Origin of the sequence: Bacillus sp. LJBS17 (genome assembly GCF_019334685.1) — a bacterium.
In the GTDB taxonomy this organism is placed as follows: Bacteria; Bacillota; Bacilli; order Bacillales; family Bacillaceae; genus Bacillus; species Bacillus subtilis.
The window spans coordinates 2,310,050-2,334,515 of record NZ_CP079759.1 but is presented as its reverse complement, the minus strand read 5'-3'; the positions used below and the strand labels follow the sequence as shown (position 1 = coordinate 2,334,515).

Here is a 24,466-nt window from a genome sequence, read left to right as displayed (position 1 = left end):
TTTGAAGAAACCGGCATTAAAATATTGCGGTATTCGGTCACTAAAGGATTTGCAGCTTGCGGCGGAATCACAGGCTGATTACCTAGGATTTATTTTTGCTGAAAGCAAACGAAAAGTATCTCCGCAAGATGTGAAAAAATGGCTGAACCAAGTTCGTGTCGAAAAACAGGTTGCAGGTGTTTTTGTTAATGAATCAATAGAGACGATGTCACGTGTTGCCAAGAGCTTGAAGCTCGACGTCATTCAGCTTCACGGTGATGAAAAACCGACGGATGCTGCTGTTCTTCGCAAGCTGACACGCTGTGAAATATGGAAGGCGCTTCACCATCAAGATAACACAACTCAAGAAATAGCCCGCTTTAAAGATCATGTTGACGGCTTTGTGATTGATTCATCTGTAAAAGGGTCTAGAGGCGGAACTGGTGTTGCATTTTCTTGGGAATGTGTGCCGGAATATCAGCAGGCGGCTATTGGTAAACGCTGCTTTATCGCTGGCGGCGTGAATCCGGATAGCATCACAGGCCTATTGAAATGGCAGCCAGAAGGAATTGACCTTGCCAGCGGAATTGAAAAAAACGGACAAAAAGATCAGAATCTGATGAGGCTTTTAGAAGAAAGGATGAACCGATATGTATCCATATCCGAATGAAATAGGCAGATACGGTGATTTTGGCGGAAAGTTTGTTCCGGAAACACTCATGCAGCCGTTAGATGAAATAGAAACAGCATTTAAACAAATCAAGGATGATCCCGCTTTTCGTGAAGAGTATTATAAGCTGTTAAAGGACTATTCCGGACGGCCGACTGCATTAACATACGCTGATCGAGTCACTGAATACTTAGGCGGCGCGAAAATCTATTTGAAACGAGAAGATTTAAACCATACAGGTTCTCATAAAATCAATAATGCGCTAGGTCAAGCGCTGCTTGCTAAAAAAATGGGCAAAACGAAAATCATTGCTGAAACCGGTGCCGGCCAGCATGGCGTTGCCGCTGCAACAGTTGCAGCCAAATTCGGCTTTTCCTGTACTGTGTTTATGGGTGAAGAGGATGTTGCCCGCCAGTCTCTGAACGTTTTCCGCATGAAGCTTCTTGGAGCGGAGGTAGTGCCTGTAACAAGCGGAAACGGAACATTGAAGGATGCCACAAATGAGGCGATCCGGTACTGGGTTCAGCATTGTGAGGATCACTTTTATATGATTGGATCAGTTGTCGGCCCGCATCCTTATCCGCAAGTGGTCCGAGAATTTCAAAAAATGATCGGAGAGGAAGCGAAGGACCAGTTGAAACGTATTGAAGGCACTCTGCCTGATAAAGTAGTGGCATGTGTAGGCGGAGGAAGCAATGCGATAGGTATGTTTCAGGCATTTTTAAATGAAGATGTTGAACTGATCGGCGCTGAAGCAGCAGGAAAAGGAATTGATACGCCTCTTCATGCCGCCACTATTTCGAAAGGAACCGTAGGGGTTATTCACGGTTCATTGACTTATCTCATTCAGGATGAATTCGGGCAAATTATTGAGCCCTACTCTATTTCAGCCGGTCTCGACTATCCTGGAATCGGTCCGGAGCACGCATACTTGCATAAGAGCGGCCGTGTCACTTATGACAGTATCACTGATGAAGAAGCGGTGGATGCATTAAAGCTTTTGTCAGAAAAAGAGGGGATTTTGCCGGCAATCGAATCTGCCCATGCGTTAGCGAAAGCATTCAAACTCGCCAAAGGAATGGATCGCGGTCAACTCATTCTCGTCTGTTTATCAGGACGGGGAGACAAGGATGTCAACACATTAATGAAGGTATTGGAAGAAGAGGTGAAAGCCCATGTTTAAATTGGATCTTCAACCATCAGAAAAATTGTTTATCCCGTTTATTACGGCGGGCGATCCAGTTCCTGAGGTTTCGATTGAACTGGCGAAGTCACTCCAAAAAGCAGGCGCCACTGCATTGGAGCTTGGTGTTGCATACTCTGACCCGCTTGCAGACGGTCCGGTGATCCAGCGGGCTTCAAAGCGGGCACTTGATCAAGGAATGAATATCGTAAAGGCAATCGAATTAGGCGGAGAAATGAAAAAAAACGGAGTGAATATTCCGATTATCCTCTTTACGTATTATAATCCTGTGTTACAATTGAACAAAGAATACTTTTTCGCTTTACTGCGGGAAAATCATATTGACGGTCTGCTTGTTCCGGATCTGCCACTAGAAGAAAGCAACAGCCTTCAAGAGGAATGTAAAAGCCATGAGGTGACGTATATTTCTTTGGTTGCGCCGACAAGCGAAAGCCGTTTGAAAACCATTATTGAACAAGCCGAGGGCTTCGTCTACTGTGTGTCTTCTCTGGGTGTGACCGGTGTCCGCAATGAGTTCAATTCATCCGTGTACCCGTTCATTCGGACAGTGAAGAATCTCAGCACTGTTCCGGTTGCCGTAGGGTTCGGTATATCAAACCGTGAACAGGTCATAAAGATGAATGAGATTAGTGACGGTGTCGTAGTGGGAAGCGCGCTCGTCAGAAAAATAGAAGAATTAAAGGACCGGCTCATCAGCGCTGAAACGAGAAATCAGGCGCTGCAGGAGTTTGAGGATTATGCAATGGCGTTTGGCGGCTTGTACAGTTTAAAATGAGGTGACTGATTTGCGTATCAAAGAACATTTAAAACAGCTGAAGCCTTATCAGCCTGGAAAGCCGATTGAAGCAGTGAAATCAGAATATGGCTTGGACAAAGTTGTGAAGCTTGCTTCAAACGAGAATCCTTACGGCTGTTCAGAGGCTGCAAAAGAGGCGCTTCATCATGAGATTCAACAGCTTGCCCTTTACCCGGACGGCTATAGTGCCGCTTTGCGGGCAAGGCTCAGTAAGCACCTCAATGTCAACGAAACATCACTTATTTTCGGCAATGGTTCTGATGAAATCATTCAGATCATCTGCCGAGCATTTCTAAACAATAAAACCAATACGATCACTGCTGCCCCGACTTTTCCGCAATATAAACATAATGCGGTTATTGAAGGTGCTGAAGTACGTGAAATTGCACTTCGTCCCGACGGCTCACATGATTTAGACGCCATGTTAGAAGCCATCGACGAACAGACACAAGTCGTTTGGATATGCAGCCCGAATAATCCGACTGGCACTTATACATCTGAAGGAGAATTACTCGCATTTCTGGAGCGCGTTCCTTCACGTGTCCTTGTTGTTCTTGACGAAGCATATTATGAATATGTAACAGCAGAGGATTACCCGGAAACCGTGCCGCTCTTAAGCAAGTATTCCAATTTGATGATTTTGCGCACATTTTCAAAGGCATACGGTCTGGCAGCGCTCAGAGTCGGATACGGAATTGCTGACGAGAGCCTGATTCGCCAGATTGAGCCGGCGAGAGAGCCGTTTAATACGAGCCGTCTGGGCCAGGCTGCGGCGATTGCCGCTCTTGATGATCAAGCGTTTATTGCTTCCTGTGTTGAGCAAAATAATGCAGGCCTTCAGCAGTATTATGATTTTGCAAAAACTCATGGTTTAAAGTGCTACCCTTCACAGACAAATTTTGTGTTAATTGACTTTAAACGTCCTGCTGATGAACTGTTTCAGGCTCTGCTGGAAAAAGGCTATATCGTCCGGTCAGGAAATGCATTAGGTTTCCCGACATCACTCCGGATTACGATCGGAACAAAAGAGCAAAATGAAGAAATACTTGCCATTTTAGCTGAAATTTTATAAGAGGTGATCAAATATCACCTCTTTAGTCTATAAACCAGGTGATGACGTATGAATCAAATGAAAGATACAATATTGCTCGCCGGTCTCGGATTGATAGGCGGTTCGATTGCCCTAGCCATCAAAAAAAATCATCCCGGCAAACGGATTATCGGAATCGACATCTCTGATGAACAGGCGGTAGCGGCATTAAAATTAGGTGTGATAGACGATCGTGCTGATTCGTTTATTAGCGGTGCGAAAGAGGCAGCTACAGTAATCATTGCGACACCTGTTGAACAAACACTGGTTATGCTTGAAGAGCTGGCTCATTCAGGAATTGAACATGAGCTTTTGATTACGGATGTAGGAAGCACAAAGCAAAAAGTGGTTGATTACGCTGATCAAGTGCTGCCTAGCCGCTATCAATTTGTCGGAGGGCATCCGATGGCGGGTTCACATAAATCGGGAGTGGCCGCTGCGAAGGAGTTCCTGTTTGAAAATGCATTTTATATTTTAACCCCAGGCCAGAAAACGGACAAACAAGCTGTGGAACAGTTAAAAAACCTGCTGAAGGGGACGAATGCCCATTTTGTGGAAATGTCGCCGGAGGAGCATGATGGCGTTACAAGTGTAATCAGTCATTTTCCGCATATTGTAGCAGCCAGTCTTGTTCACCAAACCCATCATTCGGAAAACCTGTATCCGCTTGTTAAACGTTTTGCTGCCGGCGGGTTCAGAGATATTACAAGGATTGCATCAAGCAGCCCGGCAATGTGGCGGGATATTTTATTACATAATAAAGATAAAATCTTAGACCGTTTTGATGAGTGGATTCGTGAAATTGACAAGATCCGTACATATGTAGAACAAGAAGATGCGGAAAATCTATTTCGTTATTTTAAAACAGCCAAGGATTATCGCGACGGGCTGCCGCTTCGGCAGAAGGGAGCGATACCTGCATTTTATGATTTATATGTGGATGTACCCGATCATCCGGGTGTAATATCCGAGATAACAGCGATCTTAGCTGCGGAGCGCATCAGTATCACGAATATCCGCATTATCGAAACACGAGAGGATATTAACGGGATTTTAAGGATCAGTTTTCAGTCTGATGACGACCGCAAAAGGGCAGAACAATGCATTGAAGCCCGGGCGGAATATGAAACTTTTTATGCTGATTGAGGTGGAAAAAATGAAACGAGAAAAGGTGCAGACCTTACATGGAGAAATACATATTCCCGGTGATAAATCCATTTCTCACCGCTCTGTTATGTTTGGCGCGCTAGCGGCAGGCACAACAACAGTTAAAAACTTTCTGCCGGGAGCAGATTGTCTGAGTACGATCGATTGCTTTAGAAAAATGGGTGTTCACATTGAGCAAAGCGGCAGCGATGTCGTGATTCACGGAAAAGGAATCGATGCCCTGAAAGAGCCAGAAAGCCTTTTAGATGTCGGAAATTCAGGTACAACCATTCGCCTGATGCTCGGAATATTGGCGGGCCGTCCTTTTTACAGCGCGGTAGCCGGAGATGAGAGCATTGCGAAGCGCCCAATGAAGCGTGTGACTGAGCCTTTGAAAAAAATGGGGGCTAAAATCGACGGCAGAGCCGGCGGAGAGTTTACACCGCTGTCAGTGAGCGGCGCTTCATTAAAAGGAATTGATTATGTATCACCTGTTGCAAGCGCGCAAATTAAATCTGCTGTTTTGCTGGCCGGATTACAGGCTGAGGGCACTACAACTGTCACAGAGCCCCATAAATCTCGGGACCACACTGAGCGGATGCTTTCTGCTTTTGGCGTTAAGCTTTCTGAAGATCAAACGAGTGTTTCCATTGCTGGTGGCCAGAAACTGACAGCTGCTGATATTTTTGTTCCTGGAGACATTTCTTCAGCCGCGTTTTTCCTTGCTGCTGGCGCGATGGTTCCAAACAGCAGAATTGTATTGAAAAACGTAGGTTTAAATCCGACTCGGACAGGTATTATTGACGTCCTTCAAAACATGGGGGCAAAACTTGAAATCAAACCATCTACTGATAGCGGTGCAGAGCCTTATGGAGATTTGATTATAGAAACGTCATCTCTAAAAGCAGTTGAAATCGGAGGAGATATCATTCCGCGTTTAATTGATGAGATCCCTATCATCGCGCTTCTTGCGACTCAGGCGGAAGGAACTACCGTTATTAAGGACGCGGCAGAGCTAAAAGTGAAAGAAACAAACCGTATTGATACTGTTGTTTCTGAGCTTCGCAAGCTGGGTGCTGAAATTGAACCGACAGCAGATGGAATGAAGGTTTATGGCAAACAAACGTTGAAAGGCGGCGCTGCAGTGTCCAGCCACGGAGATCATCGAATCGGAATGATGCTTGGTATTGCTTCCTGTATAACGGAGGAGCCGATTGAAATCGAGCACACGGATGCCATTCACGTTTCTTATCCAACCTTCTTCGAGCATTTAAATAAGCTTTCGAAAAAATCCTGAAGTTTTACTTCAGGATTTTTTATGCAGATCATAATTCGAGGCGAAAAAACATAGCTTGTCTTATAGAGGGGATAGAAAAACAAAAAGGGGGGATGTGCTTTACTTACAAGCCGGCAGGTCAAAGAGCTGCTTTACTGTACAGAGGGCGATCTTCCTTTTTTCATTTTCTATCTCAAGATCTTTTGGTAAACTAATAAGACTCAATAATTCCCTTACGTACAGAAGCATCTTATTTGCCGGGGGCATTCGTCTGAATTATGATAAGATTAACCCGAACAAATAAAGCTTTTTTGTATGGTTGATGTTGTATAGGAAAAGAAAGGACCGGTCCGATTTGAATACATTGATTCAAGAAGCCATAAAATTAGTTGAAGCAGGTGAAACAGAAAAAGGCCTCAACACGCTCTCGAAGGCTGAAAAACAGCTGCATGATGAAGATAAAGCCATTGCAGCCCAGCTCTATTACGAGTGGGGCGATGTAGAAAAAGCAATTTCACTGATTAGTGATCTACATGATTTATATCCAAATGAAACAGAACTGACGAATTTCTACGCTGAACTTTTAATAGATATTGACGAAGAAGAAAAAGCCCTCGCTGTGCTGGAGACTATTCCGGAAACAGATCCATCATATCCGGAAAGTTTGCTGCTTATGGCGGATCTTTATCAGATGCAGGGGTTATTCGAAGTCAGTGAACAAAAGCTTTTACAGGCAAAGTCCATTCTGGACAATGAACCTGTTATTGATTTTGCACTGGGAGAACTTTACTTTGCTCAGGGAGCCTATGCAAAAGCGGTTCAATATTTTAAAACAACGGCTGAGGAGCAGAGTGAGATCGGAGGCGTTAATGTCCATCAAAGACTGGCAGAATCGTTAAGTGCCTCAGGTGAATTTGAGGATGCCATTCCATGGTACGAGAAAGCTGTCGATGAGAATCCTGATCCTAATACGATTTTCGGCTATGGTTTTACAGCCTTACAGGCGGGGCTTGTGAAAACAGCTATTAAGCAGCTGTCTGATTTAAAGGAGCTTGATCCATCTTATACTTCACTTTATATGCCGCTCTCGAAAAGCTATGAAGCTGAAGGAATGTATGAAGAGGCATTAAAAACGGCAAAAGAGGGGATCAGATATGATGAATATAACAAAGAACTTTTCCTTTATGCCGCCAAAATGGCCTTAAAAATCGGGAAGTCAGAAGAGGGAAAAAAGCTGCTTCAGGAGGCGCTTGCGCTTGATCCGGGCTTTGTCGAGGCGCTTCATACACTTCTTGCCGTGTATCACAAAGAAGAGGATTATGATCAGATCATTGATCTTATTCAAGAGGTTCGAAGCTACGGTGAAGAAGATCCGAAATACAATTGGTATCTTGCAAGCGCATATACTGAATTAGAGCAATACGAGGAAGCAAAACAATCCTTTGAGGCTGCCTATCTTCATTACCGGGAGGATAGAGATTTCTTATATGAATACGCAAGCTTCCTATTAGAAGAAGGCCTTCAAAAAGAAGCGCTGCCGCTTTTGAAAAAGGTTCTTGAAATGGACGGAGCCAATGAAGAGCTGGAAGAAACGATTTTGCGAATCGAGGATGAATTTTCTAGATAAGCAGGAATATTAACCATTCATGTGGAACATATAAGTATATAGATTATACGAACGATAGAGGAGGGAATTACATGCAGACCCCTGTTTCTGTCAATGAGAAAAAAGATTTTATCCGTTGGTTTTTAAACCATTATCAGTTAAAGCGCCGAGAGTGCGTTTGGATCTTGAACTACTTAATGAGCCATGATTCTCTCATGGAGAAGGTTCATTTTGTGGAGCAGGCTGAATTTTGCCCGAGAGGCATTATAATGTCAACACATTGTGTTGAAGAAGTTCCGTTCCGGTTCTATAAAGAGAACGTCATGACTACCGACGCGGAAAAATCTTTTCATGATATTAGATTAAATAAACAGCAGGATTTGTTTATCCAGCTTAATTTCCGTTCGGCTTACAGCTCACCTGAATATGCGGCGGTGCTGGAGTCCAACCCGCATATTCCGAAAAACCTTTTTGAGAATAAAAAAGATCAGGGATTGGCGGAACAGATTTTAGAGCACGCTATTTCCACATTCCAAAGAGAAAAATTATTAAAAGACATTGACGAGGCGTTAGATCGTCATGATAAAGAGGCATTTGAACAATTATCGCGCCAATTAAATCAGCTCACATAATATGACCAGCCTTGCAGTGAATTGCAAGGCTTGTTGCCGTAAAGGGGGAGAACGATGAGGTGGAGAATCACTGATGCCAAGGACTATTTACAAGCTAAGGATTACATTGATACCGCTGTCATACCATTAATTAACATAAGGGTTAATAACCATTTTAAAATGGCGGCGGAGAAAGGCGAGTTTACGCAGCTTCTCTCAGAAGAACTTGAAAGGCAGTTAAAGGGACGGGTATATTTACTTCCGCCTTATACATATGTTGATAGAAATGAAATAACCGTTCAAGGGCTTAAGGATTTGCGGGAAGAGCTGATAACGGAATTTCCGCATGTTGTCCTGCTCACATCTGACGAAAGTTGGAGAGCTGAGGATGCGTTAGGCAAAATGATTGTTACACCTTCTGTTCCATTAGAGCATTTAAATGACTCTTTAAAAAGAAAAATATTGGATGAACGCACTGCTGAAATTTTGAACGTTTTGTTACAGTTATGGAGCACTTCATAAAAACACTTACATTTCCTTATGAACAATATTTTGGCTATATTGACCTTGCTGAGAGATTCATATATTATGAGGGTGTCTAGAGTTATTGCAATATTTTCTATTTTAGTCAGATTGCAGGGGTGACCTAGAGGGGGGAGAAGAGATGGGCGGAAAACATGATATATCCAGACGTCAATTTTTGAATTACACGCTCACAGGCGTAGGAGGTTTTATGGCGGCTAGTATGCTCATGCCTATGGTTCGCTTCGCACTCGACCCGGTATTAAAATCGACAGGGAAGCAGGATATGGTTCAGGTTGTCAGCGTTGATGAGTTGACAAAAGAGCCGCAGCGCTTTGATTTTAAAATTAATCAAGTCGATGCCTGGTATGAGTCAGAAGAGTCAAGATCAGCCTGGGTCTTCAAAAACGGGGATGAAATTGTAGCACTTTCGCCAATTTGTAAACATTTAGGGTGTACGGTGAACTGGAATAGTGATCCTAAAAACCCGAATAAATTCTTTTGTCCATGCCATTACGGACTCTATGAAAAGGACGGCACCAATGTCCCTGGCACGCCGCCGCTTGCGCCTCTTGATCATTATGAGCAAGAAGTAAAAGACGGCTTCCTGTATCTTGGAAAAGCAAAGCCTAAGGGGGAAGGGTGACATGCTGAACAAAATTTATGACTGGGTAGACGAGCGGCTTGATATTACACCGATGTGGAGGGATATTGCCGATCACGAAGTACCGGAACATGTGAATCCCGCCCATCATTTCTCTGCGTTTGTGTATTGCTTTGGGGGACTGACGTTTTTTGTAACCGTTATCCAAGTATTATCTGGAATGTTTTTAACGATGTATTATGTGCCTGATATCAAAAATGCCTGGGAATCGGTATATTATTTGCAAAATGAAGTGGCATTCGGCCAGATTGTCAGGGGGATGCACCACTGGGGTGCGAGCCTGGTCATTGTGATGATGTTTTTACATACGCTGAGGGTCTTTTTCCAAGGCGCGTATAAAAAACCGCGCGAGCTGAACTGGATTGTCGGTGTGCTGATCTTTTTTGTTATGCTCGGTCTTGGCTTTACAGGCTACTTGCTTCCTTGGGATATGAAGGCTCTGTTTGCAACAAAAGTCGGGCTGCAGATCGCCGAAGCCACGCCTTTGATCGGAACGCAAGTTAAAACGCTCCTTGCAGGGCATCCGGATATTGTAGGCGCCCAAACGCTGACTAGGTTTTTTGCGATCCATGTATTTTTTCTTCCTGCCGCATTGTTCGGGCTGATGGCTGCACATTTTATTATGATCCGGAAGCAGGGCATTTCAGGACCGCTTTAAACTCTTGATCTGCGAATAAAAGGGAGGGGATGACATGCACCGGGGCAAAGGGATGAAATTTGTAGGCGACTCAAGGATACCGGCTGAAAAAAAGCCGAATATACCGAAGGATTATTCGGAGTATCCCGGTAAAACAGAGGCTTTCTGGCCAAATTTCTTGTTAAAGGAATGGATGGTTGGAGCTGTCTTTCTCATCGGTTTTCTCGTTTTGACGATTGTGCATCAGCCGCCTTTGGAGCGGATGGCGGACCCGACTGATACTGGTTATATTCCGCTGCCGGATTGGTATTTTCTTTTCTTATACCAGCTGTTGAAGTATGAATACGCCGCCGGAAGCTTTACAGTGGTCGGCGCCATGATTATGCCAGGTCTCGCTTTTGGGGCCCTGCTATTGGCTCCATTCCTAGACAGAGGGACAGAAAGAAGGCCGTGGAAGCGTCCGGTCGCTGTCGGTATGATGCTTCTGGCCATTTCCGCTGCTGTATTTTTGACGTGGCAGTCAGTTGCTACTCATGACTGGGCCAAGGCAGAAGAACAGGGGAAAATTACAAAAGAAGCCGACATTGACACCAATGCAGAAGGATATAAGGTCTTTAAGGAACAGGGCTGTATTTCTTGCCATGGGGATAACCTTCAGGGAGGAGCGGCCGGGCCTTCATTGGTTGACAGCGGGCTGAAACCGGATGAAATCAAAAAAATAGCTGTAGAAGGGAAAGGCAAAATGCCGGCGGGTGTGTTCAAAGGAAATGATAAGCAACTCGAAGAACTTGCAAAATTTATTTCTGAAACAACCGCAAAATAACGTATTGTGAATTGTCAAATGGAAGGATATACTTTTATTATCAAAAGCTGACCCGGCGTCAGCTTTTTTATATGGACATATAATTTTTACAGACTGAGAGTTGATTCGATGTGAAATGGTTTCAATATGTATTAGGGCAGCGGCCGATGCTTATTCTTGTCTTAGCCATTAATTTTCTGGGAACGGTTTACGGCTACTATTGGTACTTGCCGCAGCTTTTGGAGACACCGGCCCGTTTCCTGATTTTTGTTCCTGACAGTCCGACAGCAACGTTTTTCTTTCTGTTTGTGCTGCTTGCCTTTCTCATGAAACGGAATGCTCCGTTCTTTGAGGCGCTTGCGCTAGTTACCCTCGTAAAGTATGGCCTATGGGCGGTGGCTATGAATTTTCTTGTGCTTGCAGTAACTGGTGACTTGCCGTGGGAGGGCTACATGCTAATTGCTTCGCATTTTGCAATGGCTGTTCAAGGCGTATTATACAGTCCGTATTTTCGTTTTTCATTTTGGCATCTTGCAATTGCTGCAGTCTGGACACTGCATAACGATGTCATTGACTACTTGTTTGATATGATGCCGCGGTATTCAATGCTTTCTGATTATATGACTGAAATAGGATACGGAACATTTTGGCTAAGCATCTTCTCAATCGCGCTTGCTTACTTTCTTGTGGTCTCAAAAAAGCAAACGAAGCTTGAGCTGATGTAAAGACAATGTTGGTCTATCCTTGTCCCTTTCTTCATATTCTGTAAGGAGAGAGAGTGGGAGGGACCTGCATGAAACGAAAGCTGACGATCTGTTTGTTGATTGCACTTATTTTTTATAATGGAAATGCCAAGGCTGCAGAGCGGGGAAGCCTCGAGGAATTGAATGATTTATCCGATACAGTCTTTCAAATGACCCGACAGGCAAAATATGAAGAGGCGCTTCAAGTCTTGGAGTATTTTGAAAAAACATTAAAATCCGCTGAGAAAAAACAGCAAGACCCCATGCTAACTGGAGCCCAAATCCGTCAAATCACACTGGGCTATAACGATATGGTACGGAGTTTAAAGCAGGCTGATACATCAGATACACAAAAACTCAGAGCAGCCGCGCAGTTCAGAATGCTGATGGACGCAGTTGACAATCGATCTGATCCGCTTTGGGGCTCACTGGAGAGACCGATTATGGAAGCCTTTGCTGAACTGAAGCAGGATGTCCAAAAGAATGAAAGTACGAGCTTTCATGAAAAATGGAATGAATTTATCAGTCTATATGATTTGATTTACCCCAGTCTTACAATCGATGTATCAGAGGATCAGCTTGAAACAGTCGGGAAACATATAGACGTCATTGAGCAAGAGGAATTTCAGCAAATGACAGAGAGCACGAAGCTTGAACGGCTTTCCCTTCTTCAGCATGACCTGAAAAATGTGTTTGACAGGGTGGAGGAGGATGATGCCGATCCGTCTTTACTCTGGGTGATGATTACAACCGGCAGTATCATCATTACTGCTCTTACCTATGTCGGTTACAGAAAGTACAAGGCGGAAAAAAACAAGCTGAAAAAAAGGGACTACCCTAAATAAGGATGAGGGGCGGCGGTCAGCCGCCTTTTTTCTATTACATGTCAGCGCGGAAGCGGATTTTTATTTTCATCAAGCGTAAATCCTTCTCCGAGCACATCGTGAACATCGCTTACCGCTACAAAGGCATGGGGATCAATGGAGTTAATCACGCTTTTCAGCATCACCAATTCGTTTTTCGGCACCACACAATAAAGTACATCTATATCCTCTTTTGTGTAGGAACCTTGTCCTTTCAAAATGGTGACGCCCCGTTCCATTTCTTCAAGAATCTTTTTCTGAATCAGGTCGTTTTTCGAAGAGATGATCGTAGCGCCTTTAGCAGCGTATCCGCCTTCCTGAATAAAATCGATTAATCTTGCCGCTACAAATACAGCTACCAGCGTATACATCGCTTCTTTATAGGAGAGATAAGTAAGCAAAGACAAAATGATGACACAGGCATCGAAAGCAAACATCGTTCTGCCCATCGGGATCCCAAAATACTTATTCACTAAACGTGCGATGATATCAACACCGCCTGTTGTACCGCCGAACTTAAAAATAATACCCAGTCCGGCTCCGATGAATACGCCGGCAAATAAAGCGGCGAGCGCTAAGTCGTGCTGAAGGGGCATATGGATTTCATATCGCTGAAAGATGCTGAGGAACAAAGACAAGGCTACAGTGCCGACAAGGGTATAAACAAACATTGTCCTGCCGAGCAAACGCCAGCCAATAAAAAAAATCGGAATGTTCAACACCAGGTTCGAGATAGAGGGGCTGATGTGGAAAAGGGCATAAAGCAAAAGTGTAATACCTGTAAAACCGCCCTCAGCCAGATTGTTCTGCATATTGAAATGAACCAAGCCAAATGAAAAAATTGCCGCTCCGATTAAAATAAAAAATATGTTTTTTAATCTAATTTCTCCAAGCATCACACAAAACCCCTTTTCCTTCCATTAGATAGCGTTTATATTATAGTGGATGAAAAAGAAAACAGCAAACGTGCTTAAACATTTGTCAAACGTATCTGAATTAGCTAACATGTAAGAGGATGATAGGAGGTTTCGTTCAGTGAGTGATAAAACAATGAAAGACATACAGGCTGAAGTAGACCGTTACATCGGCCAATTTAAAGAAGGATATTTCAGCCCGCTGGCCATGATGGCGAGGCTGACTGAAGAACTGGGCGAGCTTGCCAGAGAAGTGAATCACCGTTATGGAGAAAAACCAAAAAAAGCGACTGAAGATGATAAAAGCATGGAAGAGGAAATGGGCGATGTGCTATTTGTATTGGTTTGTTTAGCCAACTCCCTTGATATCTCTTTAGAGGAAGCCCACGACCGAGTCATGCATAAATTTAATACAAGAGATAAAGATCGCTGGACCAGAAAAGAAGAAGGAAAGTAGAGGAGATCGAGATGTCAAACGAAACAATTAAAGTAGTCATTGCGGGACCGCGTGGAAGAATGGGGCAGGAAGCTGTTAAATTGGCAGAACGAACACCTCATTTTGACCTTGTCGGGGCCATAGACCATACATACGATCAGCAAAAATTATCTGATGTGATGCCTGTTGAGTCAGATGCTTTCATTTACACAGATATCCATGCCTGTTTTACAGAAACACAACCGGATGTTTTGATTGATTTAACAACGCCCGAAATCGGAAAAGTACATACAAAAATTGCATTAGAGCACGGAGTCCGTCCAGTTGTCGGAACAACCGGTTTCTCAGAAGCTGATTTAAAAGAGCTCACGTCTTTAACAGAAGAAAAAGGGATCGGAGCCATCATTGCGCCAAATTTTGCGCTCGGTGCGATACTGATGATGAAATTTTCAAAAATGGCTGCCAACTATTTTGAGGATGTTGAGATTATTGAGCTTCATCATGACCAGAAGCTTGACGCACCAAGCGGAACTGCGCTTAAAACAGCGGAAATGATTTCAGAAGTCCGTAAAGAAAAGCAGCAAGGACATCCGGATGAAAAAGAAATTCTCCCAGGAGCAAGAGGAGCGGAGCAAAACGGCATTCGCTTGCACAGCGTCCGTCTTCCGGGACTGATCGCGCATCAGGAGGTCATGTTCGGCATGGATGGCCAAACGCTTCAGATACGCCATGATTCTTATAACCGCGCTTCTTTCATGTCAGGCGTTAAACTGTCAGTCGAACAAGTCATGAAGATTGATCAGCTTGTGTACGGTTTAGAAAATATCATTGATTAGACGGGGGGATAAACAATGAAAATTGCTTTGATCGCGCATGACAAGAAAAAACAGGATATGGTTCAATTTACGACTGCCTATCGGGATATTTTAAAGAATCATGATCTATACGCAACCGGAACCACAGGGTTGAAAATTCAAGAGGCGACAGGTCTTCAAATTGAACGTTTTCAATCCGGCCCTTTAGGGGGAGACCAGCAAATCGGTGCACTGATCGCTGCCAATGCACTCGATCTTGTCATTTTTTTGCGCGACCCGCTGACCGCGCAGCCGCATGAACCGGATGTCTCGGCATTAATCCGGTTATGTGATGTGTATTCCATTCCGCTCGCCACAAATATGGGTACTGCGGAAATTCTCGTCCGCACACTTGATGAAGGTGTTTTCGAATTCCGTGACCTTCTTCGGGGAGAAGAGCCGAATGTATAATGCTGACGTTCTTGCTTTTGGCGCCCACAGTGATGATGTCGAGATCGGAATGGGCGGCACAATAGCGAAGTTTGTCAAACAGGAAAAAAAAGTAATGATATGCGATTTGACAGAAGCGGAACTCTCTTCTAACGGTACGGTCAGTTTGCGTAAAGAAGAAGCAGCTGAAGCAGCCCGCATATTAGGCGCAGATAAAAGAATTCAGCTAACGCTTCCAGACCGCGGCCTAATAATGAGTGATCAGGCAATTCGGTCGATTGTCACTGTCATCAGAACCTGCCGCCCAAAAGCGGTTTTTATGCCGTATAAAAAGGATCGCCATCCGGATCACGGCAATGCGGCTGCACTGGTGGAAGAAGCGATCTTTTCCGCCGGGATCCATAAATATAAAGACGAAAAAAGCCTTCCGGCGCATAAAGTCAGCAAGGTTTACTATTATATGATAAATGGTTTTCATCAGCCGGATTTTGTTATTGATATCTCGGATACAATAGAGGCAAAGAAACAAAGCCTCAACGCCTACAAAAGCCAGTTTATCCCGTCAAAGGATTCCGTTTCTACTCCTCTGACGAATGGGTATATTGAGATCGTTGAAGCGAGAGAAAAGCTTTACGGTAAAGAAGCGGGCGTGGAGTATGCCGAAGGTTTCTTTTCCAAACGGATGCTGATGCTTGATCATGATGTGCTTGGGGGCGAACAATGAGAAAACTAAAAATAGGAATCACATGCTATCCGAGCGTTGGAGGCTCAGGTATCATTGCGACAGAACTGGGGAAGCAGCTTGCTGAAAAGGGACATGAAATCCATTTCATCACATCAAGCATTCCGTTTAGACTGAATACATATCATCCCAATATTCATTTTCATGAAGTTGAGGTTAATCAATATGCTGTTTTTAAGTATCCTCCGTATGATTTGACATTGGCAAGCAAAATCGCTGAGGTGGCGGAACGTGAGAATTTAGACATTATCCATGCTCACTATGCTCTCCCGCATGCCGTTTGCGCCTATCTTGCAAAACAAATGCTGAAACGCAATATCGGCATTGTTACCACTTTGCATGGCACGGATATCACGGTGTTAGGTTATGATCCGTCTCTAAAAGATCTGATCCGTTTTGCTATTGAGTCATCAGACAGGGTGACGGCCGTCTCCTCAGCGCTTGCGGCTGAAACATACGATTTAATTAAACCGGAGAAAAAAATTGAAACGATTTATAACTTTATAGACGAGCGCGTGTATCTGAAGAAAAACACAGCGGCAATTAAAGAGAAACATGGAATTTTACCAGATGAAAAAGTCGTCATCCATGTGTCCAACTTCAGAAAGGTTAAACGCGTGCAGGATGTCATCCGGGTGTTCCGCAATATCGCTGGCAAAACGAAAGCGAAGCTGCTTTTAGTCGGAGACGGTCCGGAGAAATCGACAGCCTGCGAGCTTATCAGAAAATATGGCTTGGAAGACCAAGTCTTAATGCTTGGAAATCAAGACCGTGTTGAAGAGCTTTATTCTATTAGCGATTTGAAGCTGCTGCTATCTGAAAAAGAAAGCTTTGGTCTTGTCCTGCTTGAAGCGATGGCTTGCGGAGTGCCTTGTATCGGAACAAATATTGGCGGTATCCCTGAGGTTATAAAAAACAATGTGAGCGGATTTTTGGTGGATGTCGGTGATGTTACGGCCGCAACAGCCCGCGCGATGAGCATTTTAGAAGATGAACAGCTAAGCAATCGTTTTACAAAGGCGGCAATAGAGATGCTTGAAAATGAATTTTCTTCCCAAAAAATTGTCAGCCAGTATGAACAGATTTATGGCGATTTAGCAGAACCGGAGTGATCACATGGAAAAAGTTTTTATCAAAGCACTTCCCGTGCTCCGCATCTTAATCGAAGCGGGCCATCAGGCTTATTTTGTCGGGGGCGCAGTTCGTGACAGCTATATGAAACGAACGATCGGAGATGTCGATATCGCGACAGATGCGGCACCTGATCAAGTAGAACGGCTGTTTCAACGAACTGTTGATGTAGGCAAAGAGCACGGGACCATTATTGTGCTCTGGGAGGATGAAACCTATGAAGTCACGACATTCCGGACTGAATCTGATTATGTTGATTTCAGAAGACCGTCAGAAGTGCAATTTATCTCATCATTAGAAGAGGATCTAAAACGAAGAGATTTAACGATCAATGCGATGGCCATGACAGCGGACGGGAAGGTGCTTGATTATTTTGGCGGCAAGAAAGATATTGATCAGAAAGTGATTCGAACCGTTGGAAAGCCTGAGGATAGATTTCAAGAGGATGCGCTTCGTATGCTGAGAGCCGTACGCTTTATGAGTCAGCTTGGCTTTACGCTTTCACCGGAAACAGAAGAAGCCATTGCGAAAGAAAAATCACTCCTCTCCCATGTTTCAGTCGAACGAAAAACTATAGAGTTCGAGAAATTGCTGAAGGGAAGAGCTTCTCGCCAGGCGCTTCAAACGCTCATTCAAACGAGATTGTATGAAGAGCTTCCTGGTTTTTATCATAAACGAGAAAACCTGATTTCAACGAGTGAGTTTCCATTCTTCTCTTTAACATCCCGTGAGGAGCTTTGGGCTGCTCTTTTAATTAACCTTGGCATAGTTTTAAAAGACGCGCCCCTTTTCCTGAAAGCCTGGAAGCTCCCGGGAAAAGTGATCAAGGAAGCCATTCACATTGCCGATACGTTTGGCCAGAGCCTTGACGCAATGACAATGTACAGAGCTGGGGAAAAAGCACTGCTCTCAGCGGCCAAAATATCGCAGCTTCGTCAAAACGAAAAACTGGATGAAAAGAAACTGAAGGACATTCAGTACACTTATCAAAACCTGCCGATCAAAAGCCTTAAGGATCTTGATATCACGGGTAAGGACTTGCTTGCGCTTCGAAACCAGCCGGCCGGAAAATGGGTGTCGGAAGAATTACAGCGGATCGAGCAGGCTGTTGTGACAGGGAAGCTCTCCAATCAAAAGAAACACATAGAGGAGTGGCTGAAGACATGCGGTCAACATTAAGAAAAGACCTTATTGAATTATTTTCTCAGGCCGGCAATGAATTTATTTCCGGCCAAAAAATCAGTGATGCTCTCGGCTGTTCAAGAACTGCTGTGTGGAAGCATATTGAAGAGCTTCGGAAAGAGGGTTATGAAGTAGAAGCCGTTAGAAGAAAGGGATATCGGCTCATCAAAAAGCCCGGAAAACTCAGTGAAAGCGAAATTCGTTTTGGATTAAAAACGGAAGTGATGGGCCAGCATCTTATTTACCATGACGTTCTTTCAAGCACGCAAAAAACGGCTCATGAGCTCGCGAATAATAACGCACCGGAAGGCACCCTCGTGGTGGCTGACAAACAAACAGCCGGAAGGGGCCGAATGTCTAGGGTATGGCATTCTCAAGAAGGAAACGGTGTTTGGATGAGCCTGATTTTGCGGCCTGACATTCCGCTCCAAAAAACACCGCAGCTGACTCTTCTTGCTGCAGTAGCTGTTGTGCAGGGAATAGAAGAGGCAGCAGGCATCCAAACGGATATTAAATGGCCAAATGATATTTTGATTAACGGAAAAAAAACAGTCGGTATTCTAACGGAAATGCAGGCTGAAGAAGACCGCGTACGTTCAGTGATCATTGGGATCGGCATTAACGTTAACCAGCAGCCTAATGATTTTCCAGATGAATTGAAGGACATCGCGACAAGCCTCAGCCAAGCTGCTGGGGAAAAAATTGATCGGGCCGGCGTCATCCAGCATATTTTACTATGCTTTGAGAAACGGTACCGGGATTATATGACGCACGGATTTACGCCGATTAAGCTTTTATGGGAAAGCTATGCGCTCGGTATTGGCACTAATATGAGAGCCAGAACGTTAAACGGAACCTTTTACGGGAAGGCGTTAGGTATAGATGATGAAGGCGTTCTGCTTTTAGAAACGAACGAAGGCATTAAAAAAATCTATTCTGCCGATATCGAATTGGGCTAATGTGTTGGTACAAGCCCGTTGATTTTGGTATACTTCCATTGGGCAGTATCGCCTGCGAACTGCACCTATTATTAAAATAGATAGACATTGCAGCAGTCTGCCTTGATCCAAAAAAGGACTGGGACAGAGGGATGAAACTCGCCGAACTTTAGAAAGTGAAGAATCCTTCTCGTTGTAACGGAAGGTTTTTTGGCTTGCAGAAGAAAACGGCAGATCATCTCCTCTAAACATGAGGAGGAGAAAACATGAAAACAAAACTGGATTTTCTAAAAATGAAGGAGTCTGAAGAACCGATTGTCATGCTGACCGCTTATGATTATCCGGCAGCTAAACTTGCTGAACAAGCGGGAGTTGACATGATTTTAGTCGGTGATTCACTTGGAATGGTCGTCCTCGGCCTTGATTCAACTGTCGGTGTGACAGTTGCGGACATGATTCATCATACAAAAGCCGTTAAAAGGGGTGCGCCGAATACCTTTATTGTGACAGATATGCCGTTTATGTCTTATCACCTATCTAAGGAAGATACGCTGAAAAATGCAGCGGCTATCGTTCAGGAAAGCGGAGCTGACGCACTGAAGCTTGAGGGCGGAGAAGGCGTGTTTGAATCCATTCGCGCATTGACGCTTGGAGGCATTCCAGTAGTCAGTCACTTAGGTTTGACACCGCAGTCAGTCGGCGTACTGGGCGGCTATAAAGTACAGGGCAAAGACGAACAAAGCGCCAAAAAATTAATAGAAGACAGTATAAAATGCGAAGAAGCAGGAGCTATGATGCTTGTGCTGGAATGTGTGCCGGCAGAACTCACAGCCAAAATTGCCGAGACGCTAAGCATACCGGTCATTGGAATCGGTGCTGGTGTGAAAGCGGACGGACAAGTTCTCGTTTATCATGATATTATTGGCCACGGTGTTGAGAGAACACCTAAATTTGTAAAGCAATATACGCGCATTGATGAAACCATCGAAACAGCAATCAGCGGATATGTTCAGGATGTAAGACATCGTGCTTTCCCTGAACAAAAGCATTCCTTTCAAATGAACCAGACAGTGCTGGACGGCTTGTACGGGGGAAAATAAGATGAGACAGATTACTGATATTTCACAGTTGAAAGAAGCCATAAAACAATATCATTCAGAGGGCAAGTCAATCGGATTTGTCCCGACGATGGGGTTTCTGCATGAGGGCCATCTAACCTTAGCAGACAAAGCAAGACAAGAAAACGACGCCGTTATTATGAGTATTTTTGTGAATCCTGCACAATTCGGCCCTAATGAAGATTTTGAAGCATATCCGCGCGATATTGAGCGGGATGCAGCTCTTGCAGAAAACGCCGGAGTCGATATTTTATTTACGCCAGATGCTCATGATATGTATCCCGGTGAAAAGAATGTCACGATTCATGTAGAAAGACGCACAGACGTGTTATGCGGGCGCTCAAGAGAAGGACATTTTGACGGGGTCGCGATCGTACTGACGAAGCTTTTCAACCTAGTCAAGCCGACTCGTGCCTATTTCGGTTTAAAGGATGCGCAGCAGGTAGCTGTTGTTGATGGGTTAATCAGTGACTTCTTCATGGATATTGAATTGGTTCCTGTCGATACGGTCAGAGAGGAAGACGGCTTAGCTAAAAGCTCTCGCAATGTATACTTAACAGCTGAGGAAAGAAAAGAAGCGCCTAAGCTGTATCGGGCCCTTCAAACAAGTGCGGAGCTGATCCAAGCCGGTGAAAGAGATCCTGAAGCGGTGATAAAAGCTGCAAAAGAAATCATTGAAACGACTAGCGGAACCATAGACTATGTAGAGCTTTATTCCTATCCGGAACTCGAGCCTGTGAATGAAATTGCTGGAAAGATGATTCTCGCTGTTGCAGTTGCTTTTTCAAAAGCGCGTTTAATAGATAATATCATTATTGATATTCGAGAAATGGAGAGAATATAATATGTATCGAACAATGATGAGCGGCAAGCTTCACAGGGCAACTGTTACGGAAGCAAACCTGAACTATGTGGGAAGCATTACAATTGATGAAGATCTCATTGATGCTGTGGGAATGCTTCCTAATGAAAAAGTACAAATTGTGAATAATAATAATGGAGCACGTCTTGAAACGTATATTATTCCTGGTAAACGGGGAAGCGGCGTCATATGCTTAAACGGTGCAGCCGCACGCCTTGTGCAGGAAGGAGATAAGGTCATTATTATTTCCTACAAAATGATGTCTGATCAAGAAGCGGCAAGCCACGAGCCGAAAGTGGCTGTTCTGAATGATCAAAACAAAATTGAACAAATGCTGGGGAACGAACCAGCCCGTACAATTTTGTAGAAGAAAAGCCCCCTTTATCGGGGGTTTTCTTTTAAGATTTTGAGAGTAAAACGGTTTTGCCGCTCCATTTCCGTACAAAACGTGTTACACTTTTGTCGTATGCAAGAATTGAGGTGTCCATTTTAATGAATAAGCAACGGTTCGTTGTTATAGATGTAGAGACAACAGGGAATTCGCCGAAGAAAGGCGATAAAATCATACAAATCGCAGCGGTTGTAATCGAAAATGGACAAATTACTGAGCGGTTTTCAAAATACATTAATCCAAATAAATCAATCCCTGCTTTTATTGAGCAGCTTACTGGAATCTCTAATCAAATGGTCGAGAATGAACAGCCATTTGAAGCAGTTGCTGAAGAAGTATTCCAATTGCTTGACGGCGCTTATTTTGTCGCACACAATATCCATTTTGACCTTGGATTTGTCAAGTATGAGCTACATAAGGCGGGCTTTCAGCTCCCAGATTGTGAAGTGCTTGATACTGTCGAGCTCTCACGTATTGTTTTTCCGGGATTTGAAGGGTATAAGCTGACGGAATTAAGCGAGGAGCTTCAGCTGCGGCATGATCAGCCGCACCGGGCTGACAGCGATGCTGAAGTGACAGGGCTTATTTTTTTGGAAATCCTTGAAAAGCTGCGGCAGCTTCCTTATCCGACATTAAAGCAGTTAAGAAGGCTTTCGCAGCATTTCATCAGTGATCTGACGCATTTGTTGGATATGTTCATTAATGAAAACAGACATACCGAGATACCGGGCTATACGCGCTTTTCTTCGTTTTCTGTCAGAGAACCTGAAGCTATCAATGTTCGTATAAATGAGGACGAGAACTTCTCATTTGAGATCGAAAGCTGGGAAGCGGGAAATGAAAAAGCGCTGTCAGAGTTAATGCCTGGGTATGAAAAAAGAGACGGCCAAATGATGATGATGAGAGAGGTGGCTGATGCGTTTGCCAATCGTGAGCATGCGCTGATTGAAGCTCCTCCAGGCATCGGAAAAACGATTGGCTATCTTATTCCGGCTGCGCTTTTTGCCAAGAAATCAAAAAAGCCGGTCATAATCAGCACGTATTCGACGCTTTTACAGCAGCAGATTCTCACAAAGGATTTGCCGATTGTCCAAGATCTGTTTCCATTTCCGGTAACAGCGGCGATTTTAAAAGGGCAATCGCATTATTTATGCCTGTATAAATTTGAGCAGGTGCTTCATGAAGAAGATGATAATTATGATGCCGTACTGACAAAGGCACAGCTTCTCGTTTGGCTGACAGAGACAAATACAGGAGATGTAGCGGAACTGAATTTGCCTTCAGGCGGAAAATTGCTGTGGGACAGATTGGCTTATGACGATGACTCCTATAAAAGAAGTCGCAGTGAGCATGTGATCGGTTTTTACGAGCGGGCCAAACAGATTGCTATGCGTTCCGATTTGGTGATCACCAATCATTCTCTTTTGCTGACCGATGAAGGCAGCCAGAAAAAAAGGCTTCCCGAAAGCGGCACATTTATTATTGATGAAGCACACCATTTTGAACGTGCGGCAAGCGAACATTTAGGGAAAAGAGCCACGTACATAGAATTGCATACGAAATTAAGCAGAATCGGCACTCTGAAGGAGCAGGGACTTCTAAAAAAGATGAGACAGCTATTCCAGCGAAACAGCCTGCCGGTTGATTCATTTTTCGAATTGGAAGAGTGGCTTCAGCATGTTCAAGCAGAAAGTGATGCTTTCTTCAGCTCTGTACATTCTTTTGTCAAACGAAGAAAACCTAAAGAAGACTTAAACCGTCTAGTGTTTAAGGTGAACAAAGAAAGCCAGGATAAAAGCTGGTCGATCTTAACAGATGGTGCGGAGAGGCTTTGTTCCATGCTGACACATTTGCAGCAGCTTTTTGAGGCGCAGTCATCCCTGATGGAAAAACATTTGAAGGGTATGAAGAGCAAAACCGTCTTTTTAGCCGATGAATACCAAAGAAGCATGAAAGGCTTGCAGCATTACTGTCAGACGTTGCAGAAGCTCTTCTTTGGGTCTGATGACGATGAAGCGGTTTGGATTGAAATAGATGCAAAGGGTGCGAAAAATGCAGTGGCCATTTACGCACAGCCTCTTGAACCTGGTGAACTTCTGGCTGATCAGTTTTTCGCGCGCAAAAATAGTGTGGTGCTGACATCTGCAACCCTTACAGTCGAAGGTTCTTTTCAATTTATGATTGAACGACTGGGACTGAGTGACTTTTTCCCGCGGACAATGAGAATTGAGTCACCTTTTTCTTACGATGAGCGTATGCAGGTGATGATTCCAAAGGAAATGAAATCAATTCAGGATACCGGGCAACCTGAATTTATACAGGATACAGCCCGTTATATCGAACTGATGGCAAAGGAAAAACAGCCTAAAATTCTTGTGCTGTTTACATCCCATGATATGTTGAAAAAGGTTCACCAGGAGCTCAAGCATAACATGAGTGCTTCCGGCATTCAGCTCTTGGCACAAGGGATTACAGGCGGAAGTCCCGGCAAACTGATGAAGACTTTTAAAACATCCAATCAGGCGATCCTGCTCGGAACAAATCATTTTTGGGAAGGCGTTGATTTCCCTGGTGATGAACTGACAACAGTAATGATCGTGAGGCTCCCATTCCGGTCCCCTGATCACCCGCTTCATGCTGCAAAATGTGAGTTTGCCCGCAAAAAAGGAAAGAATCCGTTTCAAACAGTGTCATTACCGGAAGCTGTGCTGACCTTCAGGCAAGGAATCGGACGCTTGCTGCGTTCTGCGGGAGACAAGGGAACGATTATGATATTGGACAGACGGATTAAAACCGCTGGTTACGGCCGGCTGTTTCTTGATGCCTTGCCGACAACCTCAGTATCCGAAATGACTGACAGCGAGCTTGAAGCTTATGTTGCAGGGGAAAAAGAATAAAA

Annotated in this window: 26 protein-coding genes; 25 read left to right on the top strand and 1 reads right to left on the bottom strand. The window is 44.2% G+C overall.

What is annotated here, in order from left to right; genetic code table 11:
- The first annotated feature begins 1 nt into the window (after position 1).
- From KXZ66_RS11945 to ypjB, 14 genes are all read left to right on the top strand, one after another.
- Positions 2-649, top strand: coding sequence for a phosphoribosylanthranilate isomerase (locus KXZ66_RS11945; protein WP_163116763.1), 648 nt, complete (start codon positions 2-4; stop codon positions 647-649).
- Positions 630-1,832 carry a tryptophan synthase subunit beta gene (gene trpB / locus KXZ66_RS11940; RefSeq protein ID WP_021481540.1) on the top strand — a complete coding sequence of 401 codons (1,203 nt, stop codon included), beginning with the start codon at positions 630-632 and terminating at the stop codon, positions 1,830-1,832. The genes KXZ66_RS11945 and trpB overlap by 20 nt, the downstream gene beginning before the upstream one ends.
- The gene (gene trpA, locus KXZ66_RS11935) at positions 1,825-2,628 is read left to right on the top strand and encodes a tryptophan synthase subunit alpha (protein WP_021481539.1); all 804 of its coding nucleotides are present in this window, start codon (positions 1,825-1,827) and stop codon (positions 2,626-2,628) included. Before trpB ends, trpA begins: the two co-directional genes overlap by 8 nt.
- Before the next feature lie 10 nt (positions 2,629-2,638).
- Entirely contained in the window at positions 2,639-3,721 is a 1,083-nt protein-coding gene (gene hisC / locus KXZ66_RS11930) for a histidinol-phosphate transaminase (protein ID WP_219144565.1), read from the top strand.
- A gap of 48 nt (positions 3,722-3,769) precedes the next feature.
- A complete protein-coding gene (locus KXZ66_RS11925; RefSeq protein ID WP_014480118.1) occupies positions 3,770-4,885 on the top strand; it encodes a prephenate dehydrogenase in 1,116 nt (371 codons plus the stop codon).
- A 10-nt stretch (positions 4,886-4,895) separates the two neighbouring features.
- On the top strand, positions 4,896-6,182 hold the full coding sequence (gene aroA / locus KXZ66_RS11920) for a 3-phosphoshikimate 1-carboxyvinyltransferase (RefSeq protein ID WP_219144564.1): 1,287 nt from the start codon (positions 4,896-4,898) through the stop codon (positions 6,180-6,182).
- Between the two features lie 334 nt (positions 6,183-6,516).
- Positions 6,517-7,788 carry a tetratricopeptide repeat protein gene (locus tag KXZ66_RS11915; protein ID WP_021481536.1) on the top strand — a complete coding sequence of 424 codons (1,272 nt, stop codon included), beginning with the start codon at positions 6,517-6,519 and terminating at the stop codon, positions 7,786-7,788.
- A 71-nt stretch (positions 7,789-7,859) separates the two neighbouring features.
- A complete protein-coding gene (locus tag KXZ66_RS11910; protein ID WP_015251820.1) occupies positions 7,860-8,399 on the top strand; it encodes a ReoY family proteolytic degradation factor in 540 nt (179 codons plus the stop codon).
- 54 nt (positions 8,400-8,453) lie between these two features.
- The gene (locus KXZ66_RS11905) at positions 8,454-8,900 is read left to right on the top strand and encodes a YpiF family protein (RefSeq protein ID WP_014480115.1); all 447 of its coding nucleotides are present in this window, start codon (positions 8,454-8,456) and stop codon (positions 8,898-8,900) included.
- Positions 8,901-9,042: 142 nt separating this feature from the next.
- Complete coding sequence (locus KXZ66_RS11900; protein WP_003230627.1) at positions 9,043-9,546, top strand: Rieske (2Fe-2S) protein; 504 nt, start codon at positions 9,043-9,045, stop codon at positions 9,544-9,546.
- A 1-nt stretch (position 9,547) separates the two neighbouring features.
- Entirely contained in the window at positions 9,548-10,222 is a 675-nt protein-coding gene (gene qcrB, locus KXZ66_RS11895; protein WP_003225560.1) for a menaquinol-cytochrome c reductase cytochrome b subunit, read from the top strand.
- Positions 10,223-10,256: 34 nt separating this feature from the next.
- A complete protein-coding gene (locus tag KXZ66_RS11890) occupies positions 10,257-11,024 on the top strand; it encodes a menaquinol-cytochrome c reductase cytochrome b/c subunit (RefSeq protein ID WP_003225562.1) in 768 nt (255 codons plus the stop codon).
- 110 nt (positions 11,025-11,134) lie between these two features.
- Positions 11,135-11,728 carry a lipoprotein heptaprenylglyceryl N-acetyltransferase LhaT gene (locus KXZ66_RS11885; RefSeq protein ID WP_021481535.1) on the top strand — a complete coding sequence of 198 codons (594 nt, stop codon included), beginning with the start codon at positions 11,135-11,137 and terminating at the stop codon, positions 11,726-11,728.
- Between the two features lie 68 nt (positions 11,729-11,796).
- Positions 11,797-12,591, top strand: a complete 795-nt coding sequence (gene ypjB, locus KXZ66_RS11880; RefSeq protein ID WP_219144563.1) for a sporulation protein YpjB — start codon at positions 11,797-11,799, stop codon at positions 12,589-12,591.
- Positions 12,592-12,632: 41 nt separating this feature from the next.
- Here the strand turns inward: ypjB and KXZ66_RS11875 are convergent, their stop codons facing one another.
- Entirely contained in the window at positions 12,633-13,505 is an 873-nt protein-coding gene (locus KXZ66_RS11875; protein ID WP_003230635.1) for a YitT family protein, read from the bottom strand.
- A 139-nt stretch (positions 13,506-13,644) separates the two neighbouring features.
- On the opposite strand from KXZ66_RS11875, the gene KXZ66_RS11870 reads away from it, so the two are divergent.
- From KXZ66_RS11870 to dinG, 11 genes are all read left to right on the top strand, one after another.
- A complete protein-coding gene (locus KXZ66_RS11870) occupies positions 13,645-13,980 on the top strand; it encodes a nucleotide pyrophosphohydrolase (RefSeq protein WP_004398044.1) in 336 nt (111 codons plus the stop codon).
- Positions 13,981-13,991: 11 nt separating this feature from the next.
- Positions 13,992-14,795 carry a 4-hydroxy-tetrahydrodipicolinate reductase gene (gene dapB / locus KXZ66_RS11865; protein ID WP_003230638.1) on the top strand — a complete coding sequence of 268 codons (804 nt, stop codon included), beginning with the start codon at positions 13,992-13,994 and terminating at the stop codon, positions 14,793-14,795.
- Between the two features lie 15 nt (positions 14,796-14,810).
- A complete protein-coding gene (gene mgsA / locus KXZ66_RS11860; protein ID WP_014477171.1) occupies positions 14,811-15,224 on the top strand; it encodes a methylglyoxal synthase in 414 nt (137 codons plus the stop codon).
- Entirely contained in the window at positions 15,217-15,927 is a 711-nt protein-coding gene (gene bshB1 / locus KXZ66_RS11855; RefSeq protein ID WP_015383958.1) for a bacillithiol biosynthesis deacetylase BshB1, read from the top strand. Before mgsA ends, bshB1 begins: the two co-directional genes overlap by 8 nt.
- Positions 15,924-17,057: an N-acetyl-alpha-D-glucosaminyl L-malate synthase BshA gene (gene bshA / locus KXZ66_RS11850; RefSeq protein ID WP_219144561.1), complete on the top strand. Its 1,134-nt coding sequence runs from the start codon at positions 15,924-15,926 to the stop codon at positions 17,055-17,057. Before bshB1 ends, bshA begins: the two co-directional genes overlap by 4 nt.
- Positions 17,058-17,061: 4 nt before the next feature.
- Positions 17,062-18,255 carry a CCA tRNA nucleotidyltransferase gene (locus tag KXZ66_RS11845; protein ID WP_021481532.1) on the top strand — a complete coding sequence of 398 codons (1,194 nt, stop codon included), beginning with the start codon at positions 17,062-17,064 and terminating at the stop codon, positions 18,253-18,255.
- On the top strand, positions 18,240-19,217 hold the full coding sequence (locus tag KXZ66_RS11840) for a bifunctional biotin--[acetyl-CoA-carboxylase] synthetase/biotin operon repressor (protein ID WP_003230650.1): 978 nt from the start codon (positions 18,240-18,242) through the stop codon (positions 19,215-19,217). The genes KXZ66_RS11845 and KXZ66_RS11840 overlap by 16 nt, the downstream gene beginning before the upstream one ends.
- A 245-nt stretch (positions 19,218-19,462) precedes the next feature.
- Positions 19,463-20,296 carry a 3-methyl-2-oxobutanoate hydroxymethyltransferase gene (gene panB / locus KXZ66_RS11835; RefSeq protein ID WP_003230652.1) on the top strand — a complete coding sequence of 278 codons (834 nt, stop codon included), beginning with the start codon at positions 19,463-19,465 and terminating at the stop codon, positions 20,294-20,296.
- A 1-nt stretch (position 20,297) separates the two neighbouring features.
- A complete protein-coding gene (panC, locus tag KXZ66_RS11830; RefSeq protein WP_024571841.1) occupies positions 20,298-21,158 on the top strand; it encodes a pantoate--beta-alanine ligase in 861 nt (286 codons plus the stop codon).
- A gap of 1 nt (position 21,159) precedes the next feature.
- Positions 21,160-21,543 carry an aspartate 1-decarboxylase gene (gene panD, locus KXZ66_RS11825; protein ID WP_003225586.1) on the top strand — a complete coding sequence of 128 codons (384 nt, stop codon included), beginning with the start codon at positions 21,160-21,162 and terminating at the stop codon, positions 21,541-21,543.
- Between the two features lie 125 nt (positions 21,544-21,668).
- The gene (gene dinG, locus KXZ66_RS11820; protein WP_219144560.1) at positions 21,669-24,464 is read left to right on the top strand and encodes an ATP-dependent DNA helicase DinG; all 2,796 of its coding nucleotides are present in this window, start codon (positions 21,669-21,671) and stop codon (positions 24,462-24,464) included.
- Positions 24,465-24,466 lie beyond the last annotated feature (2 nt).

What these genes read in the sequence shown, in the direction of transcription:
- trpB (WP_021481540.1), top strand. Translation starts at nt 630, where the DNA reads ATGTATCCATATCCGAATGAAATAGGCAGATACGGTGATTTTGGCGGA.
- trpA (WP_021481539.1), top strand. Translation starts at nt 1,825, where the DNA reads ATGTTTAAATTGGATCTTCAACCATCAGAAAAATTGTTTATCCCGTTT.
- KXZ66_RS11925 (WP_014480118.1), top strand. Translation starts at nt 3,770, where the DNA reads ATGAATCAAATGAAAGATACAATATTGCTCGCCGGTCTCGGATTGATA.
- aroA (WP_219144564.1), top strand. Translation starts at nt 4,896, where the DNA reads ATGAAACGAGAAAAGGTGCAGACCTTACATGGAGAAATACATATTCCC.
- KXZ66_RS11910 (WP_015251820.1), top strand. Translation starts at nt 7,860, where the DNA reads ATGCAGACCCCTGTTTCTGTCAATGAGAAAAAAGATTTTATCCGTTGG.
- KXZ66_RS11905 (WP_014480115.1), top strand. Translation starts at nt 8,454, where the DNA reads ATGAGGTGGAGAATCACTGATGCCAAGGACTATTTACAAGCTAAGGAT.
- KXZ66_RS11900 (WP_003230627.1), top strand. Translation starts at nt 9,043, where the DNA reads ATGGGCGGAAAACATGATATATCCAGACGTCAATTTTTGAATTACACG.
- qcrB (WP_003225560.1), top strand. Translation starts at nt 9,548, where the DNA reads ATGCTGAACAAAATTTATGACTGGGTAGACGAGCGGCTTGATATTACA.
- KXZ66_RS11890 (WP_003225562.1), top strand. Translation starts at nt 10,257, where the DNA reads ATGCACCGGGGCAAAGGGATGAAATTTGTAGGCGACTCAAGGATACCG.
- ypjB (WP_219144563.1), top strand. Translation starts at nt 11,797, where the DNA reads ATGAAACGAAAGCTGACGATCTGTTTGTTGATTGCACTTATTTTTTAT.
- KXZ66_RS11875 (WP_003230635.1), bottom strand. Translation starts at nt 13,505, where the DNA reads ATGCTTGGAGAAATTAGATTAAAAAACATATTTTTTATTTTAATCGGA.
- dapB (WP_003230638.1), top strand. Translation starts at nt 13,992, where the DNA reads ATGTCAAACGAAACAATTAAAGTAGTCATTGCGGGACCGCGTGGAAGA.
- mgsA (WP_014477171.1), top strand. Translation starts at nt 14,811, where the DNA reads ATGAAAATTGCTTTGATCGCGCATGACAAGAAAAAACAGGATATGGTT.
- bshB1 (WP_015383958.1), top strand. Translation starts at nt 15,217, where the DNA reads ATGTATAATGCTGACGTTCTTGCTTTTGGCGCCCACAGTGATGATGTC.
- bshA (WP_219144561.1), top strand. Translation starts at nt 15,924, where the DNA reads ATGAGAAAACTAAAAATAGGAATCACATGCTATCCGAGCGTTGGAGGC.
- KXZ66_RS11845 (WP_021481532.1), top strand. Translation starts at nt 17,062, where the DNA reads ATGGAAAAAGTTTTTATCAAAGCACTTCCCGTGCTCCGCATCTTAATC.
- KXZ66_RS11840 (WP_003230650.1), top strand. Translation starts at nt 18,240, where the DNA reads ATGCGGTCAACATTAAGAAAAGACCTTATTGAATTATTTTCTCAGGCC.
- panB (WP_003230652.1), top strand. Translation starts at nt 19,463, where the DNA reads ATGAAAACAAAACTGGATTTTCTAAAAATGAAGGAGTCTGAAGAACCG.
- panC (WP_024571841.1), top strand. Translation starts at nt 20,298, where the DNA reads ATGAGACAGATTACTGATATTTCACAGTTGAAAGAAGCCATAAAACAA.
- panD (WP_003225586.1), top strand. Translation starts at nt 21,160, where the DNA reads ATGTATCGAACAATGATGAGCGGCAAGCTTCACAGGGCAACTGTTACG.
- dinG (WP_219144560.1), top strand. Translation starts at nt 21,669, where the DNA reads ATGAATAAGCAACGGTTCGTTGTTATAGATGTAGAGACAACAGGGAAT.